Origin of the sequence: Streptomyces roseoverticillatus (assembly GCF_000719265.1) — a bacterium.
GTDB lineage: Bacteria > Actinomycetota > Actinomycetes > Streptomycetales > Streptomycetaceae > Streptomyces > Streptomyces roseoverticillatus.
Genome location: NZ_JOFL01000010.1, coordinates 161,212 through 177,224 on the forward strand (window position 1 = coordinate 161,212; position 16,013 = coordinate 177,224).

The 16,013-nt window shown below is 71.2% G+C and carries 18 protein-coding genes; 12 read left to right on the plus strand and 6 right to left on the minus strand.

Annotated elements, in window-relative coordinates; genetic code table 11:
* The first annotated feature begins 18 nt into the window (after positions 1-18).
* A complete protein-coding gene (locus IF61_RS0114060) occupies positions 19-2,616 on the plus strand; it encodes an FHA domain-containing protein (protein ID WP_078660198.1) in 2,598 nt (865 codons plus the stop codon).
* An 80-nt stretch (positions 2,617-2,696) separates the two neighbouring features.
* On the opposite strand, the gene IF61_RS0114065 is transcribed toward IF61_RS0114060, so the two are convergent.
* Together IF61_RS0114065 and IF61_RS0114070 are read right to left on the minus strand one after the other, a co-directional pair.
* Positions 2,697-3,398 carry a transglycosylase SLT domain-containing protein gene (locus IF61_RS0114065; RefSeq protein ID WP_030366702.1) on the minus strand — a complete coding sequence of 234 codons (702 nt, stop codon included), beginning with the start codon at positions 3,396-3,398 and terminating at the stop codon, positions 2,697-2,699.
* Positions 3,399-3,737: 339 nt separating this feature from the next.
* On the minus strand, positions 3,738-4,436 hold the full coding sequence (locus tag IF61_RS0114070) for a nitroreductase family protein (RefSeq protein WP_030366703.1): 699 nt from the start codon (positions 4,434-4,436) through the stop codon (positions 3,738-3,740).
* A gap of 134 nt (positions 4,437-4,570) precedes the next feature.
* Between IF61_RS0114070 and IF61_RS0114075 the strand changes: the two genes are divergently transcribed.
* The 4 genes from IF61_RS0114075 (at position 4,571) to IF61_RS0114095 (ending at position 7,391) form a co-directional block, all read left to right on the plus strand.
* Positions 4,571-5,749: a GAF domain-containing sensor histidine kinase gene (locus IF61_RS0114075; RefSeq protein ID WP_030366704.1), complete on the plus strand. Its 1,179-nt coding sequence runs from the start codon at positions 4,571-4,573 to the stop codon at positions 5,747-5,749.
* Entirely contained in the window at positions 5,742-6,386 is a 645-nt protein-coding gene (locus IF61_RS0114080; protein ID WP_030366705.1) for a response regulator, read from the plus strand. The genes IF61_RS0114075 and IF61_RS0114080 overlap by 8 nt, the downstream gene beginning before the upstream one ends.
* Before the next feature lie 162 nt (positions 6,387-6,548).
* A complete protein-coding gene (locus IF61_RS0114090; RefSeq protein WP_030366706.1) occupies positions 6,549-6,785 on the plus strand; it encodes a chaplin in 237 nt (78 codons plus the stop codon).
* Positions 6,786-6,962: 177 nt separating this feature from the next.
* Entirely contained in the window at positions 6,963-7,391 is a 429-nt protein-coding gene (locus IF61_RS0114095) for a chaplin (RefSeq protein WP_078660199.1), read from the plus strand.
* A gap of 79 nt (positions 7,392-7,470) precedes the next feature.
* Here the strand turns inward: IF61_RS0114095 and IF61_RS0114100 are convergent, their stop codons facing one another.
* A complete protein-coding gene (locus IF61_RS0114100; protein WP_030366708.1) occupies positions 7,471-8,277 on the minus strand; it encodes a hypothetical protein in 807 nt (268 codons plus the stop codon).
* Positions 8,278-8,367: 90 nt separating this feature from the next.
* Between IF61_RS0114100 and IF61_RS0114105 the strand changes: the two genes are divergently transcribed.
* The 4 genes from IF61_RS0114105 (at position 8,368) to IF61_RS0114120 (ending at position 11,608) form a co-directional block, all read left to right on the plus strand.
* Entirely contained in the window at positions 8,368-9,177 is an 810-nt protein-coding gene (locus tag IF61_RS0114105) for an ABC transporter ATP-binding protein (protein WP_030366709.1), read from the plus strand.
* Between the two features lie 83 nt (positions 9,178-9,260).
* Positions 9,261-9,671 carry an NfeD family protein gene (locus IF61_RS0114110; RefSeq protein ID WP_078660203.1) on the plus strand — a complete coding sequence of 137 codons (411 nt, stop codon included), beginning with the start codon at positions 9,261-9,263 and terminating at the stop codon, positions 9,669-9,671.
* A gap of 125 nt (positions 9,672-9,796) precedes the next feature.
* The gene (locus IF61_RS0114115; protein ID WP_030366711.1) at positions 9,797-10,732 is read left to right on the plus strand and encodes an SPFH domain-containing protein; all 936 of its coding nucleotides are present in this window, start codon (positions 9,797-9,799) and stop codon (positions 10,730-10,732) included.
* A gap of 102 nt (positions 10,733-10,834) precedes the next feature.
* Positions 10,835-11,608, plus strand: coding sequence for a sulfite exporter TauE/SafE family protein (locus tag IF61_RS0114120; protein WP_043189134.1), 774 nt, complete (start codon positions 10,835-10,837; stop codon positions 11,606-11,608).
* Positions 11,609-11,633: 25 nt separating this feature from the next.
* On the opposite strand, the gene IF61_RS0114125 is transcribed toward IF61_RS0114120, so the two are convergent.
* Positions 11,634-12,140 (minus strand): HNH endonuclease, encoded by a 507-nt coding sequence (locus tag IF61_RS0114125; RefSeq protein ID WP_030366713.1) that lies wholly within the window; start codon positions 12,138-12,140, stop codon positions 11,634-11,636.
* Between the two features lie 416 nt (positions 12,141-12,556).
* A complete protein-coding gene (locus tag IF61_RS0114130; protein WP_030366714.1) occupies positions 12,557-13,096 on the minus strand; it encodes a YbhB/YbcL family Raf kinase inhibitor-like protein in 540 nt (179 codons plus the stop codon).
* Between the two features lie 93 nt (positions 13,097-13,189).
* Between IF61_RS0114130 and IF61_RS36990 the strand changes: the two genes are divergently transcribed.
* Together IF61_RS36990 and IF61_RS0114140 are read left to right on the plus strand one after the other, a co-directional pair.
* On the plus strand, positions 13,190-13,654 hold the full coding sequence (locus tag IF61_RS36990; RefSeq protein WP_245684504.1) for a guanyl-specific ribonuclease: 465 nt from the start codon (positions 13,190-13,192) through the stop codon (positions 13,652-13,654).
* Positions 13,651-14,082 (plus strand): barstar family protein, encoded by a 432-nt coding sequence (locus IF61_RS0114140; RefSeq protein WP_030366716.1) that lies wholly within the window; start codon positions 13,651-13,653, stop codon positions 14,080-14,082. Before IF61_RS36990 ends, IF61_RS0114140 begins: the two co-directional genes overlap by 4 nt.
* Before the next feature lie 50 nt (positions 14,083-14,132).
* On the opposite strand, the gene IF61_RS0114145 is transcribed toward IF61_RS0114140, so the two are convergent.
* A complete protein-coding gene (locus tag IF61_RS0114145) occupies positions 14,133-14,915 on the minus strand; it encodes a sporulation protein (RefSeq protein ID WP_030366717.1) in 783 nt (260 codons plus the stop codon).
* A gap of 48 nt (positions 14,916-14,963) precedes the next feature.
* Here IF61_RS0114145 and IF61_RS0114150 point away from each other — a divergent pair, with 48 nt between their 5' ends.
* On the plus strand, positions 14,964-15,635 hold the full coding sequence (locus IF61_RS0114150) for a DNA-3-methyladenine glycosylase (RefSeq protein ID WP_030366718.1): 672 nt from the start codon (positions 14,964-14,966) through the stop codon (positions 15,633-15,635).
* Positions 15,636-16,013: the final 378 nt, after the last annotated feature.

Below are 16,013 nucleotides of genomic sequence, written 5' to 3' on the forward strand. Positions count from 1 at the left end.
CTCATCGGGGGACAAGTAGTGGGGCATGGAGTGCCGGAACTCGTACTGGAATTGAATGGACAGACCTGGACGCTCGATCCGTCCAGGTCCTACACCCTCGGGCGGGATCCGCAGGGTGACATGGTGCTGCAGGACGCGCGCGTCTCGTGGCGGCACGCCACCGTACGGTGGGAGGGCCGCAGTTGGGTCATCGAGGACCACGGCAGCACCAACGGCACGTACGTGCAGGGTCAGCGGATCCACCACACGGAGATCGGCCCCGGCTCGACGGTGCACCTGGGCAACGCGACGGACGGCCCGCGGCTGAGCCTGACCGCGGGCGCCGCCGGCGCCGGGGTCGGAGCCCCCGCCGCGGACCTCTACAGCGCGCAGACGGCCATGGCCGCGCCGCTGCAGCAGCAGGCCCCGCCGCAGCAGGCGCCGCACCAGCCGCCGCAGCACCAGCAGCCCGGCGCCTGGCAACAGCCGGGGCAGTACCAGCAGCCGCAGCACGGCGGCTGGCAGCAGCAGCCCCAGCAGGCCTACGTCCCCCAGCAGCCGGGCCCCGGCGGTCACCAGCCCCCGGCGCACGGCGGCGCGCCCTCGCAGGGCGGTGCCCCGCCCGTCTACGGCGACCGCAGCCCGACGAGCTTCCACCAGATGGCCGTCGGCCGCGGCACGATGCGCATCGGTCGTGCCCTGGAGAACGAGCTGGTCGTCTCCGACCTCCAGGTCTCCCGGCACCACGCCGAGTTCCGCGCCACCGGCGACGGCCGGTTCGAGATCGTCGACCTCGGCAGCCACAACGGCACCTACGTCAACGGTCAGCCGGTCCGCCAGCAGGTCATCGGCCCCAACGACATCGTCGGCGTCGGTCACTCCACCTTCCGCCTGGTCGGCGACCGCCTCGAGGAGTTCGTCGACACCGGCGACGTCTCCTTCTCCGCCCGCCACCTCACGGTGACGGTCGAAGGCGGCAAGCAGATCCTCAAGGACGTCTCCTTCGGCGTCCCCGAGAAGTCGCTGATCGCCGTCATCGGCCCCTCCGGTTCCGGCAAGTCCACCCTGCTCAAGGCGCTCACCGGCTACCGGCCCGCCAACCAGGGCGACGTCCTCTACGACAACCGGAACCTGTACAAGCAGTTCGCCGAGCTGCGCCAGCGCATCGGTCTGGTCCCGCAGGACGACATCCTGCACAAGGAGCTCACCGTCCGGAAGGCGCTGCGCTACGCCGCCAAGCTCCGCTTCCCCGGCGACACCGCGGCCTCCGAGCGCGAGGCCCGCATCGACGAGGTGCTGCGCGAGCTCAAGCTCGACATCCACAAGGACAAGAAGGTCACCGCCCTCTCCGGCGGCCAGCGCAAGCGCGTCTCGGTCGCCCTGGAGCTGCTGACCAAGCCCTCGCTGATCTTCCTGGACGAGCCCACCTCCGGCCTCGACCCGGGCATGGACCGCGATGTCATGCAGCTGCTCCGCGGCCTCGCCGACGACGGCCGCACCGTCCTCGTCGTCACGCACTCCGTCGCCGAGCTGGCGCTCTGCGACAAGCTGCTCGTCATGGCCCCCGGCGGCTCCGTCGCCTACTTCGGCCCGCCCGAGGAAGCCCTCAACTTCTTCGGCTACGAGACCTGGGCGGACGTCTTCTCGGCCTTCGAGAACTACCGCGACTACGACTGGTCGGGCCGCTGGCGCGGCTCGCAGCACTACCAGATGTACGCGGCCGACATCGACGCCGTCGCCCCGCAGTCCGTGCACGTCCAGCCGCAGATGGTGCGCCCGCCCAAGGCCCAGAGCTGGGGCTCCCAGCTGTGGACGCTGATGCGCCGCTACGCCTCCGTCATCGCCTCGGACCGCGGCTTCATGGCGCTCATGCTGATCCTCCCGGCCGTCCTCGGCGGGGTGAGCACCGTGATCCCGTCCGACTTCGGACTCGGACCCGCGTCCAAGGGCCACTTCAACCAGGACGCCGGCACGATCATGCTGATCCTCGCGGTCGGCATGTGCTTCTCCGGAGCCGCCAACTCCGTCCGTGAGCTGATCAAGGAACGGGTCATCTACGAACGGGAACGGGCCGTCGGCCTCTCCCGCTCCGCCTACCTGATGTCCAAGGTGGTCGTCCTCGGCCTGATCACCGCGGTGCAGGGCGCCCTCATCTGCGCCATCGGCTTCTCGGTCCGCAAGCTGCCGGAGCACGGCCTGATCTTCAAGGCGGCGCCCGCCCTGGAGCTCTGCCTGGTGATCATCGCCCTGGGCTTCACCTGCATGATGATCGGCCTCGTCATCTCCGCGCTGGTGAAGACCGCCGAGAAGACCATGCCGCTGCTGGTCATGTTCGCGATCGTCCAGGTCGTCTTCACCGGCATCCTGTTCAAGATCTACGACTCGCCCGGCGTCGAGCAGGTCGCCTGGCTGATGCCCGCCCGCTGGGCCATCGCCGGCGCCGGCACCACGCTGGACCTCTCGCACGTGATGGCCCCGTTCGACAAGAGCCGGCCGCCGAAGCTCGACCCGCTCTGGGAGCACACCGCCACCCAGTGGGGCATCGACATCGTGGCGCTCATCGTCATCGGCGTCGCCTGCGGATTCGCAGTCGCACGTTTGCTGCGCCGCCACGAGCCGGAGGTCATGCGCAAGTAGTCGCGCGCCTCGTTCCGTACGCGCCGAAGGGCGGCACCCGCATGGGGTGCCGCCCTTCGGCGTTGCTGTCCGCGACCGCTTTAGTAGGCGGAGTTCACGTTGTCCATCGAGCCGTACACCTTGGCCGCGTAGTTGCAGGCGGCGGTGATGTTGGCGACCGGGTCGTAGATGTTCCAGGACGTGCCCGCGACGTGGTACGCCTTGAAGGTCGGGTCGATCACCTGGAGCAGGCCCTTGGACGGGATGCCGGCGGCGGCGTTCGAGTCCCAGTTGTTGATGGCGTTCGGGTTGCCCGTCGACTCCCGCATGATGTTGCGGTAGATGCCGTTGTAGGAACCCGGGATGCCCTTGGCCTTCATGATGTCCAGGGCTTCCTTGATCCAGCCGTCGAGGTTGTTGGCGTAGACCTTGGGGGCCGGGGCGGCCTGGACGACCGGCTTGCGCTCGGCGGACCGGCTCGCGGCCTCCTTGTCGGCGCGCTCCTTGTCGGCCTTCGCCTTGGCGGCGGCCTCGGCGTCCGCCTTCTTCTTGGCCTCGGCCTGGGCCTTCGCCTGCTTGGCGGCGTTGTCGGCCTGCTTGCCGATCTGCTCCTGCTGGTCCTGGGTGCCGAAGGCCTCCGTGCTCCAGGAGACGGGCTTCACGGCGATGGACTGCTTGGCCGAGTCGTCGGAGCCCGGGATCGCGGCGACCGCCAGGGCGGCGACGGCCGCGGCGGAGACGCCGGCGGCGGTGAACTTCTGGACCTTGGTCAGGCGGCTATAGCCAGAGATGGGGGAGCGCATGTTTGTGCTGAACCTCTTCTGAGTCGCTTCAAGTCGCAGTGGCCCGGATCGGCGCGGAGAGCGCCGCGTCTCGATCGACGGCGCCGTGCAACGGGAGAATTCTTAGCGGCCGCAAAAAGGTGTGGCAAAGGAGTGACGTACTACCCGGCTTCGTAGCCGAGGGGGCTGCGGGGAGGGCCGACAGGAAGGTCAAAAGGGTCCCTGCCACCCGCTTATGCCGGATTTATCTATCCACTAGGCGCGGTCGTAGGTGACGTGCGTCCTATGCGCGGCGTCACACCGGGCGGGCGCTCCCGTCGCCCGGTGCGACCGGCTCCGCACGCAGCGTGCCTGCCGGGTTCAGACCTCCACCAGCACCTGACCGAGGCTCTTGCGCACCAGGTCCGGCACCTCGCAGTCGGGGGCCGGATACCCCACCGGGATCACCGCGAACGCCTTCTCGTTCACCGGCCGCCCCAGCACCTCCGACAGGAACCGCATCGGGCTCGGCGTGTGCACCAGCGCCGCGAGCCCCGACAGGTGCAGCGCCGACAGCAGCATCCCGACCGCGATGCCGACCGACTCGTCCACGTAGTAGTGCTTGCGCTTCTCCCCGCCCTCACCCAGCCAGTACCGCTGCTGGAAGACCACGATCAGCGCGGGTGCGTCCGTCAGGTGCGGCTTGACCTCGTCCGTGCCCAGCGGCCGCAGCGCCTCCAGCCACTCCTCGCCCAGCCGCCCCGCGTACGACAGCTGTTCCTCTTCCTCCGCGGCCGCACGGATGCGCCGCCGCACCCCGGGGTCCTTCACCAGGACGAAGGTCCACGGCTGCTGGTGCGCCCCGGAGGGCGCGGTGGCCGCGCACGCGATCGCGTCCCGCACCACCTGCTCCGGCACCGGGTCCGGCGAGAACTGCCGCACGGTCCGGCGCCGTCCCATGCGCTCGCGCAGCTCCGCGGCACGGACGAGGGACTCGGCGGCGGACATGCGCTCGGGCCGGTAGGGCACGGGCCGGTAGGCGTCGCCGTGGGTGGGCGTCCACTGAGTTGGTATAGACATGAGGGGTACATGCCCACTGCCGGGTTGTGGGCAACCGTGGGCACGACCCGACCACCGGCCTAAGGCTTACGGACTACGCCGGCCACCCGGTAGGCCCGATCCCCGGCCGGAGAGCCCTCGATACGGTGAGAACCATGACGAACGGCCCCCGCTCCGGCCTCACGGCAGTGAGCACCGCACTCCTCGCCATGAGCAGACACCTGCAGGTGCACGACGTCCTCAAGACGATCGTCGTCTCCGCCCGGGAGCTGCTGGACGCCCGGTACGCGGCCCTCGGCGTCCCCGACGACCACGGCGGGTTCGCCCAGTTCGTCGTCGACGGCGTCAGCGACGAGCAGTGGAAGGCCATCGGCCCCCTGCCCCGCCAGCACGGCGTCCTCGCCGCGATGATCCAGCAGGCCACCCCCGAGCGCCTCGCCGACGTCCGCGCGGACCCCCGCTTCGGCGGCTGGCCGGCCACCCACCCCAACATGCGCGACTTCATCGGCATGCCGGTCGCCGACGGCGACGAGGTCCTCGGCGCCCTCTTCCTCGCCAACAAGAAGCGGCCCGACCGCGCCGACGAGCCGCCCTGCGGCCTCGAGGAGGCCGCAGCCGCCTGCGGCTTCACCGCGGAGGACGAGGAACTGCTGAGCGTGCTGGCCCAGCACGCGGCCATCGCCCTCACCAACGCCCGCCTCTACGAGCGCAGCCGCGAGCTGACCATCGCCGAGGAGCGCGCCCGCCTCTCCCACGAGCTGCACGACGCCGTGGCCCAGAAGCTCTTCTCGCTGCGCCTGACCGCCCAGGCCGCCGCCGCGCTCATCGACCGCGACCCGGGCCGGGCCAAGGAGGAGCTCCACGAGGCCGCCAGGCTCGCCGCGGAGGCCACCGACGAGCTCCGCGCCGCCGTCGTCGAGCTGCGGCCCGCAGGGCTGGACGAGGACGGCCTCGTCGCCACCCTGCGCACCCAGGTCCAGGTCCTCGACCGCGCCCACACGGCCAAGGTCACCTTCGCCTCGCACGGCATACGGGCCCTGCCCGCCTCCCAGGAGGAGGCGCTCCTGCGCGTCGCCCAGGAGGCCCTGCACAACGCCCTGCGCCACTCCGGAGCGGGCCGCGTCCAGGTCACCCTCACCCGGGTCGGGCAGGGCGCGGCGCTGTGCGTGGCCGACGACGGCTGCGGCTTCGAGCCCGAGGCCGTCCGCAAGGCCGGGCGCCATCTGGGTCTGGTGTCGATGCGGGACCGCGCGAGCGGCGTCGGCGGCAGTCTGACCGTTACCTCGGAGCCCGGCCTGGGCACCGCGATCGAGATGGAGGTGCCCGGTGGCTGAGGACGTCATTCGCGTGGTGCTGGTGGACGACCACCAGGTGGTCCGCAGGGGCCTGCGCACCTTCCTGGAGGTCCAGGACGACATCGAGGTGGTGGGGGAGGCCGCGGACGGCGCTGAGGGCGTCGAGCGCGCGGAGGAGCTGCGCCCGGACGTCGTCCTCATGGACGTGAAGATGCCGGGCATGGACGGCATCGAGGCGCTGCGCCGGCTGCGGGAGCTGGAGAACCCCGCGCGGGTGCTGATCGTCACCAGCTTCACCGAGCAGCGCACGGTCGTCCCCGCCCTGCGCGCGGGCGCGGCGGGCTACGTCTACAAGGACGTGGACCCCGACGCCCTGGCGGGTGCGATCCGCTCGGTGCACGCCGGGCACGTCCTGTTGCAGCCCGAGGTGGCGGGGGCGCTGCTGTCGCAGGACGAACCCGGTGGCGGCCAGGGACGGGGCAACGCGCTGACCGAGCGGGAGCGGGAGGTGCTGGCGCTGATCGCCGACGGCCGGTCCAACCGCGAGATCGCGCGGGCGCTGGTGCTCTCGGAGAAGACCGTCAAGACCCACGTGTCGAACATTCTGATGAAGCTGGATCTCGCCGACCGCACGCAGGCGGCCCTGTGGGCCGTCCGACATGGGATCGGAGCCTGACCGGAAGCGCGCACGGCAAAACGGAACGTCGCATTCTGATCAGAGATTCATACGACCGTGTGGCTGTCGACCCGGTCCCGCAACCCGAATGGCCGCAGCCCGTTCTCCATGGCGTACCGCGGCGGCTGGCCGTGGCAACGCCCTAGGAAGGTCATAAGAAGAGTGAAGAACATGAAGAAGGCCGCAGTCCTCACCATCGTCGCCGGCGGTCTCGCCATCGCCGGTGCGGGCGCTGCTTCCGCGCACGAGGCGGACGGCAAGGCGATCGGCAACCCGGGCGTCGTCGCGGGCAACGTCGCCCAGGTGCCCGTGCACGTTCCCGTGAACATCTGCGGCAACACCATCAACGTGGTCGGCGTGCTCAACCCGGCCGCCGGCAACCTCTGCATCAACAAGTAAGGCCGGCACTTCCCGCCTGCCCGGTGTGCGCCGCATAGCCGGGCAGGAGCGGGCGAGCAATCGTCCGAACGAGGGCAACACCGCCGATGGCCGTGCCGTCGGCGGTGCGCTGACGTTCATCACTACGCGACCCCGCGGCTGGGGCCGCTGAGAACGTCAGCAGAAGGAAGACCCTCCATGAACAGTGCCAAGAAAGCAGCTCTCGCTCTGGCGGTCACAGGGCTCGCCGTCGGTTCCACCGCGGCCGTCGCGTCCGCGCACGACCACGGCGGCGGCCGCCAGGTGCACGAGCACCGCCACCACCCCGGGGGCGCCATCGCCAATGGTGTCGCCAAGGGCTCGCCGGGCGTCGTCTCCGGCAACGTCATCCAGGTGCCGATCCAGATCCCGCTGAACATCTGTGGCAACAGCATCGACATCATCGGTCTGCTCAACCCGACCTTCGGGAACACCTGCGTCAACGCCAGCAGCGGCTGGGACGAGTTCCACAGCCACCGCGAGTTCCACCACGGTGGCCACCACCACGGCGGTCACGACAAGCACGGCCACGACGGTCACTGGGGCGGCGGTCACGACGACGACCACGACGACGACGAAGGTCACTGACCGTACCGGCGCACCGGGAAGGCCCCGCGGACCTCAGGGTCCGCGGGGCCTTCCCGCGCGCCCGCCGCGGGTCACCGTCTCAGTGCCGCCTCCGGGCCCGCTCCTCGACGATCGCGTTGTACGCGGCCACCTGGGCCCGCCGCGCCGTCCGCTCCACCGGCCGCAGCGCCTGTGCCCGTGCCGCTATCTCGGACGCGCTCACCGCGGCCCCGTGCTCCCGGCCGCCGCCGTCCCCCGGCTCGTGGGCGATCGCGATCAGCGTCCCCACGCGCTGCGCCAGCTCCAGGACCCGCACCGCCCGCGGCGGGTACCCCGGTGCCAGGACCTCCCTCCCGCGCTCGGCCCGCGCCCGGTACGCCTCCAGTGCCGCCTGGGCCACCGGCCCCGACCCCGCCACGTCCAGCCGGGTGAGCACCTCCGTGGCGTCCCGCAGCGCCTCCGCGAGCTCCCGCTCGGCCTCCCCGAGCGAGGGCACGTCCGCCGGCGGCGCGTCCCGTACGGGCAGGCAGTGCCAGACGACCTCGACGTGCAGATCGCCCTCCGGCCCGGCCTCGTACACCTCCGGCACGAGCCCCAGCGCGGCCCCGGTGGCGACGACCGCCTCCCCGGCCTCCAGGGCGCGGGCGTTGAACTCCGGCGGGCCGCTCAGGCCCAGCGGGTGCCCGGGCGCCGGCAGCGCGAGGCGCAGTCCCGTGGCGCCGAGGGCCCGTAGCCGGCCGAGTGCGAGCGTCAGGCCGACGGGCCCGGATTCACCGGGAAGGCCCACGACGCGGTGGACCGCGTCATCTCCGGTGATGTGGTGCGCGGCGTCATCAGGTGCGGCAAACCCCGCAATAAGGGCATTTCCCCACGCGGTGAGCCGTCCTGAGCGATGTTCATCGAGCATGGCCACCAGCCTAAGGACTGGCGCCCCCGGCGGGTGGCGTAGGTTTTCCCTGGGGGCTGCGCTTACCGGCGCCGCGACGACGAGACTGCAATGGGAGACAACGCGCTCATGAGCGAAGTGCTGGAACTGGTGGACGTATCCGTGGTCCGCGAGGGCCGGGCTCTGGTGGACCAGGTCTCCTGGTCGGTCAAGGAGGGGGAGCGCTGGGTCATCCTCGGCCCCAACGGCGCCGGCAAGACCACCCTCCTGAATGTCGCCTCCAGCTACCTCTTCCCGACCACGGGCACGGTCAAGGTCCTGGGCGAGAAGCTCGGCTCCGTGGACGTCTTCGAGCTGCGCCCGCGCATCGGCGTGGCGGGCATCGCCCTGGCGGACAAGCTGCCGCGCAGCCAGACCGTCCTGGAGACCGTCCTCACCGCCGCCTACGGCATGACGGCCACGTGGCAGGAGAACTACGAGGAGGTCGACGAGCAGCGCGCCCGCGCCTTCCTCGACGTCCTCGGCATGACCGAGCTGCTGGACCGCAAGTTCGGCACCCTCTCGGAGGGCGAGCGCAAGCGCACCCTCATCGCCCGCGCGATGATGACCGACCCCGAGCTGCTGCTGCTCGACGAGCCCGCCGCGGGCCTCGACCTCGGCGGCCGCGAGGACCTCGTCCGCCGCCTCGGCCGGCTCGCCCGCGACCCGCTCGCCCCCTCGATGATCATGGTGACGCACCATGTCGAGGAGATTCCCGCGGGCTTCACCCACGTCCTGATGATCCGCCAGGGCAAGGTGCTCGCGGCCGGCCCCGTCGAGCTGGAGCTCACCTCCCGCAACCTCTCGCACTGCTTCGGCCTCCCCCTGGTCGTCGAGCGCAAGGGCGACCGCTGGACGGCCCAGGGCCTGCCGCTCTCCTGACGCCTCGCCCGGACGGGCGCCCCGCCGCGGGCGCCCTGTCCCGTGGCGGCCACCGCGCCTACCATGACCTTGTGGACACATGGGTGTGGTGGCTGGTGGCCGCCGTCGGACTGGGCATCCCGCTGGTCGTGACCGCGATGCCCGAGTTCGGCATGCTCGCGGCCGGCGCCGTCGCCGCCGCCGTGACCAATGCGCTCGGCGCGGGCACCGTGGCACAGTTCATCGTCTTCGCGGCCGTCTCGGTCGCCCTCATCGCCGTCGTCCGCCCGATCGCCATGCGGCAACGCACCCAGCGGCCCCTGCTGGCGAGCGGAGTGGAGGCCCTCAAGGGCCGGCAGGCCGTCGTCCTCGAACGGGTCGACGGCAGCGGCGGCCGCATCAAGCTCGCGGGCGAGACCTGGTCGGCCCGCGCCCTCGACGCGGACCGCGTCTTCGAAGCCGGCGAGCAGGTCGACGTCGTCGAGATCGAGGGCGCGACGGCCCTTGTCATGTGACGCGCGATCCGAACCGGTCCCCCCGAAGTGCCGTCAACGCCTGCACGGCGGTACCGCGTTCTGAAAGACTCGAACTGGATCAGTCCGGTCCACCCGATCAACGACCAGAGGCACGGGGAGCCCCGATGGAACCGATCATCATCGTCCTGATCATCTTGGTGGTGCTCGTCTTCATCGCCCTCATGAAGACGGTGCAGGTCATCCCGCAGGCCAGCGCCGCCATCGTGGAGCGCTTCGGCCGCTACACCCGCACCCTCAACGCCGGCCTGAACATCGTCGTCCCCTTCATCGACTCCATCCGCAACCGCATCGACCTCCGCGAGCAGGTCGTGCCGTTCCCCCCGCAGCCGGTGATCACCCAGGACAACCTGGTCGTCAACATCGACACCGTCATCTACTACCAGGTGACCGACGCCCGCGCCGCCACGTACGAGGTCTCCAGCTTCATCCAGGCCATCGAGCAGCTCACCGTCACCACCCTGCGCAACATCATCGGCGGCATGGACCTGGAGCGGACCCTGACCTCCCGCGAGGAGATCAACGCCGCGCTGCGCGGCGTCCTCGACGAGGCCACCGGCAAGTGGGGCATCCGCGTCAACCGCGTCGAGCTCAAGGCCATCGAGCCCCCGACCTCCATCCAGGACTCGATGGAGAAGCAGATGCGCGCCGACCGTGACAAGCGGGCCGCGATCCTCACCGCCGAGGGCATCCGCCAGTCGCAGATCCTCACCGCCGAGGGCGAGAAGCAGTCCGCGATCCTGCGCGCCGAAGGCGAGGCCCGGGCCGCCGCGCTGCGCGCCGAGGGCGAGGCCCAGGCCATCCGTACGGTCTTCGAGTCCATCCACGCCGGCGACGCCGACGAGAAGCTGCTCGCCTACCAGTACCTCCAGATGCTCCCGAAGATCGCCGAAGGCGACGCCAACAAGCTCTGGATCGTGCCCAGCGAGATCGGCGACGCCCTCAAGGGCCTCAGCGGCGCCGTCGGCAGCCTCAACCCCACGGCCGGCGCGCCCAAGATCCGCAAGGATTCCCCGCGCCGCGAGCAGCCGGGCATCGACTGACGATTCGTCCTCGACCGGCGGCCGCTCTCTCCTGCATGATCAACGAGGCCCCCCGACCTGCCACGGCGGGGAGGCGACAAACGGATCATGAAGGAGATGGCCTTGTCCATCTGGGAAGCACTCGCGGTCTTCGCCGCCGGCATCGGCGCGGGCACCATCAACACCATCGTCGGCTCCGGCACCCTCTTCACCTTTCCGGTGCTCCTCGCCATCGGCCTGCCACCGGTGACCGCCAACGTCTCCAACACCATCGGCCTGGTCACCGGCAACATCAGCGGCGCCATCGGCTACCGGCGCGAACTCCGCGGCCAGGGCGCCCGGGCCGTCCGCCTCGGCGCCACCGCCCTCGTCGGCGGCCTCGCCGGAGCCGTCCTGCTGCTCGCCCTGCCGTCCAAGGCGTTCGACGCGATCGTGCCCGCCCTCATCGGCATCGCCCTCGTCCTCGTCGTCCTCCAGCCCCGGCTCGCCAAGGCGCTCGCCCGCCGCCGCGAACGCAACGGCACCGAAGCGACCGCCCACCCCGACGGCGGCCCCGCCCTCCTCGTGGGCCTGCTGCTCGCCAGCGCCTACGGCGGCTACTTCGGCGCCGCCCAGGGAGTGCTCTACCTCTCCCTGATGGGCCTGCTGCTCCGCGAGGACCTCCAGCGCATCAACGCCCTCAAGAACATCCTGGCCGTCGTCGTCAACGGCGTCGCCGCGCTGTTCTTCGTCTTCGCCGCCCACGTCGACTGGACCGCCGCCCTCCTCATCGCCGCCGGCTCCACCCTCGGCGGCCAGATAGGAGCCAAGGTCGGCCGCCGCCTGTCACCCACGGCGCTGCGCGGCATCATCGTCGTGGTGGGCGTCGTCGCCATCGTGCAGATGGTGCTGCGCTAGAACACAGACGGAAGACGGCGCCGCGCTAGGGCAGGAGCCCGGGAACGGCGCCGCGGCGGCCGGGGGCGGCGTACGCCCCCGTCGCCAGCAGCAGCGACTCCGCCGGAGTGGGCTCGAAGGGGAGGTTCAGCAGCGGCATCCCCGCCTGCTCCGGCGTCCGGTCCGCCTTGCGGTGGTTGTCCTCCGCGCACGCCGCGACCGTGTTGAGCCAGCTGTCCTCACCCCCGCGGGACCGCGGCACCACGTGGTCCACCGTCGTGGCCCGCCGCCCGCAGTACGCGCACCGGTGCCTGTCCCGCACCAGCACTCCCCGCCGCGACCAGGGCGCCCGTCTTCGGAACGGCACCCGTACGTACCGGCAGAGCCTGATCACCTGCGGCGCGGGCACCTCGACGGCGGGCCCCCGCACCCGGCGCCCCGGGCGGGCCTGCTCGACCACGGCCTTGCCCTGCAGCACGAGCACCACCGCCCGCCGCAGCGACACCGTCGCCAGCGGCTCGAAGCTCGCATTGAGGACCAACGTCTCCCGCATCCCGGCCACCTCCCGGCTCACCCCCGCCCCAGCGGCGAGGTGGCTCAACTGTGCCGGTGCCGTCGCGGACCGGACAACGCAATTTCCTTGCGCGAAAAGGGAGTTGAGAGGGAGGAAGAGAAAGCGGGCAGGAAGAGGACGGGGGCAACGCTCCGGGCCCTTCCCCCGTGACGAACACGGGCCCGGAGCGTACGGCAGCGGACGCGGTCGCCCGGCACGCAGCCCGGCTCCGGCAGACCGCGGACGCAACTACGCCCCGCCGCCCCCGCCACTGCGGTGTCCACTGCCCGACGGCCATGCGGGGCCGTCAGCCATGCACCACTGTGCGGTTCAAGGGCGGCGGGGCGCAACGGAATTTCCGCGGCCACGCCGGGCCGTGCCGGGGCCACACCGGCGGGCGGGCCCGCGCGGGAACCTCAGCCCCCGGCCGGCACCTCGTACTCGCCGATCAGCTGGGCCCGGCCCAGCGCGTGGAACCGCAGGTGGAAGCCCACCACGGCCGGCGACGCGTCCGCGTCCGGGCCGAGCTTCTCCCCGTCCACGGCGTACACCGTGAACACGTAGCGGTGCGGCCCGTCGCCCGCCGGCGGAGCGGCCCCGCCGAAGTCCCGCGTGCCGTAGTCGTTGCGCGCGTGCACCGCGCCCGCCGGCAGCCCCTTCATGTCCCCGCTGCCCGCACCCGCCGGCAGCTCCGTCACCGAGGCCGGGATGTCGAACAGCACCCAGTGCCAGAACCCGCTGCCCGTCGGCGCGTCCGGGTCGTAGCACGTCACCGCGAAGCTCTTCGTGCCCGCGGGGAAACCCTCCCAGCACAGGTGCGGAGAGGTGTTCCCACCGCTGTGGACCTGACCCCGGCCGAGCGTCCCACCGTCCGTCAGATCGTCGCTCACCACCGTGAACGAGGGCACCGGCGGGTGGAAATCGTGGGGGAGCGGCCGTCGCTTCTGCTCGGACACCTCTGCGCCTCCTGTAACGCGCGGAATGCTGCGGATCACTGAAGACGCCAGCCTAACGAGCCCTCAGAGCCTCCGGCTGAGACCATACGAAGCGTGCTTCGACAGTTTGGCCCCATCGGACGACCGGCCGGCCGCGCCCTGCGCACCCTGACCGTCCTCCTCGCCGCCCTCCCCCTGCTCCTCCTGCCCGCCTGCTCCTCCTCCGACGGCACCAGCAAGAAGGGCGGGGGCGGCGGAGCCTCGACCGCCGCACCGCCCGCGCCCTCGTGGGCGCACGGCATGAAGACCGTCTCGCGGGAGAAGCTGCCGGCCGAGGCCCGCAAGACCCTCGACCTCATCGACAAGGGCGGACCCTTCCCGTACGACAAGGACGGCACCGTCTTCGGCAACTACGAGAACCGGCTGCCGAAGCAGGCCCGCGGCTACTACCACGAGTACACCGTCCCCACGCCCGGCTCCCGCAACCGGGGCGCCCGCCGCATCATCGCCGGCAGCCACGCCGAGCGCTTCTACACCAGCGATCACTACGAGACCTTCGAAGCGGTGGAACAGCCATGACCGATCTGCTGCCCGCTCCCGGACTCACCGGACTCCTCCTCGGTACGACCCCGCCGGGCGTCTACCGGCTGCCCCCCGCCGACACCGCCCCCCGCGTCATGGCGCTCGCCGCCGAGGCCGACTGGCGGGGGGCCACCCTGCACCTCGGCGGGGTGACCACCAAGACCGCCTTCATGGACCGCTGCGCCACCGACCTCGAACTCCCCGACTGGTTCGGCCGCAACTGGGACGCCCTCGCCGACTGCCTCACCGACCTCTCGTGGTGGCGGGAGGAGGGCAAGGCACGCGGCTTCCTGCTGCTCGCCGAGGAGTGGACGGCCTTCAGGAAGGCGGTGCCGCGCGAGGCCCGCACGGCCGAGGCCGTCCTCGCCGACGCCGTCGACTACTGGGCCGAGGCGGAGTCACCCCTGGCGGTCCTGCTGGGCTGACCGATGCGGTGGCCGGCCGGGGGCGAGCCGGTTCAGGGTCGGGTGACCGGTCAGAACCAGTTGCGCCGGCCGCCGACCTCCGCCAGCCACTGGTTGAGGTACGCCGCCCAGTCCGTCTGCCCGTACGCGTGCAGGTCGACCGTGAACGACCGGTACGTGTCACTCCCCTCGGTGAACAGCCCCGGCTTCTTGTCCATCTCCAGCACGACGTCCATCTCGCGGTCGTCCGCGACGAACGACAGCTCGACCTCGTTCAGCCCCCGGTACTGCGACGGGGCCCGGAACTCGATCTCCTGGTAGAAGGGCAGCCGCTGACGCGTCCCGCGGATGTGGCCCCGCTCCAGATCCGCGCTCTTGAAGGCGAAGCCCAGCTGCCCGAAGGCGTCCAGGATCGCCTGCTGCGCCGGCAGCGGGTGCACGTTCACCGGATCGAGGTCACCGGAGTCGACGGCGCGCGCGATCGCCAGCTGCGTCGTCACCCCCACGTTCATGCCGGTGAGGTGCCGCCCGAGGAAGGTGGTGACCGGCGTCTCCCACGGGATCTCCAGCCCGAACGGCACCGTGTGCACCGCCCCGGCCTGCACCTCGAACGCCCCGCCCAGCTGCATGCGCGTGAACTCGACGTCCTGCTTGTGCTCGCTGTCGTCGCCCTCGACCTCGACGCGGGCCTGCAGCCCGACGGACAGTCCCTGGATCGCCTGGGCGACGGAGCCGCCCTGGATGCGCACCTCGCCCTGGACGACGCCGCCCGGGACGACGTTCTCCTCGAACAGCACCGTCTCCACCGAAGCGCCTCCGGCGCCCAGGCTCGCCAGCAGCTTCTTGAACCCCATGACCGCGACCTCTCCTCTTTCCGTTCCGGTCCGTTACGCTCGATCGGCATGATCGCCGCGCCTGACCGTATGCCAGTCACCCGGGACTTCTTCGCCCGTCCCGTGCTCGAGGTCGCCCCCGAGCTGCTCGGCCGGACCCTCGTCCGCGCCACACCCGACGGCCCGATCGAGGTCCGCATCACGGAGGTCGAGGCGTACGCGGGCGAGGCGGACCCCGGCTCGCACGCCTACCGCGGCCGGACCGAGCGCAATGCCTCGATGTTCGGACCGCCCGGGCACGCGTATGTCTACTTCATCTACGGCATGTGGTTCAGCCTCAACCTCGTCTGCGGGGAGGAGGGCACCGCGAGCGGCGTCCTCCTCAGGGCGGGCGAAGTGATCAGGGGCCAGGAGCTCGCCCGGGAGCGCCGCCCCAAGGCCCGCAAGGACCGCGAGCTGGCCCAGGGCCCGGCGCGGCTGGCCACGGCACTGAGTGTCGACCGGAGCCTGAACGGCACGGACGTGTGCGCCGGCCCGGACGCCCCGCTGTCCGTCCTCACCGGCCACCCCGTGCACCCGGACCGCATCCGCAATGGCCCGCGCACCGGCGTGGGCGGCGAGGGCGCGACCCACCCCTGGCGGTTCTGGGCGGAGGGCGACCCGACGGTCAGCCCCTACCGCGCGCACGTCCCGCGGCACCGGGGGAAGGACGGCAAGACCGGCCGGCAGGCCGGTGCTTGACTTCGGGGTGAGGAAGACCTAACGTAGCCCGAGCCGCTTGAGACGGACGCGCTGTGTGCACGGACCGGTGAGCGGCACCACCACTACTACGAGGTCACCCCGGATCGGGGTCATATTTTGCTGTGCCGAAATATGACGTCGTACGGACTCGATCGGCTCGATTAGGAGCCGGACGGGAAAGCCGCTAAAGTAGTGAACACCCCGCCGACGGGGATCGGAAAACGAATTTCGAGCCGGAAACGGCAAGGAAAACGATCTGATAGAGTCGGAACACGAAATACCGAAGGGAAGCGCCCGGAGGAAAGCCCGAGAGGGTGAGTACAAAGGAAGCGTCCGTTCCTTGAGAACTCAACAGCGTGCCAAAAGTCAACGCCAGAC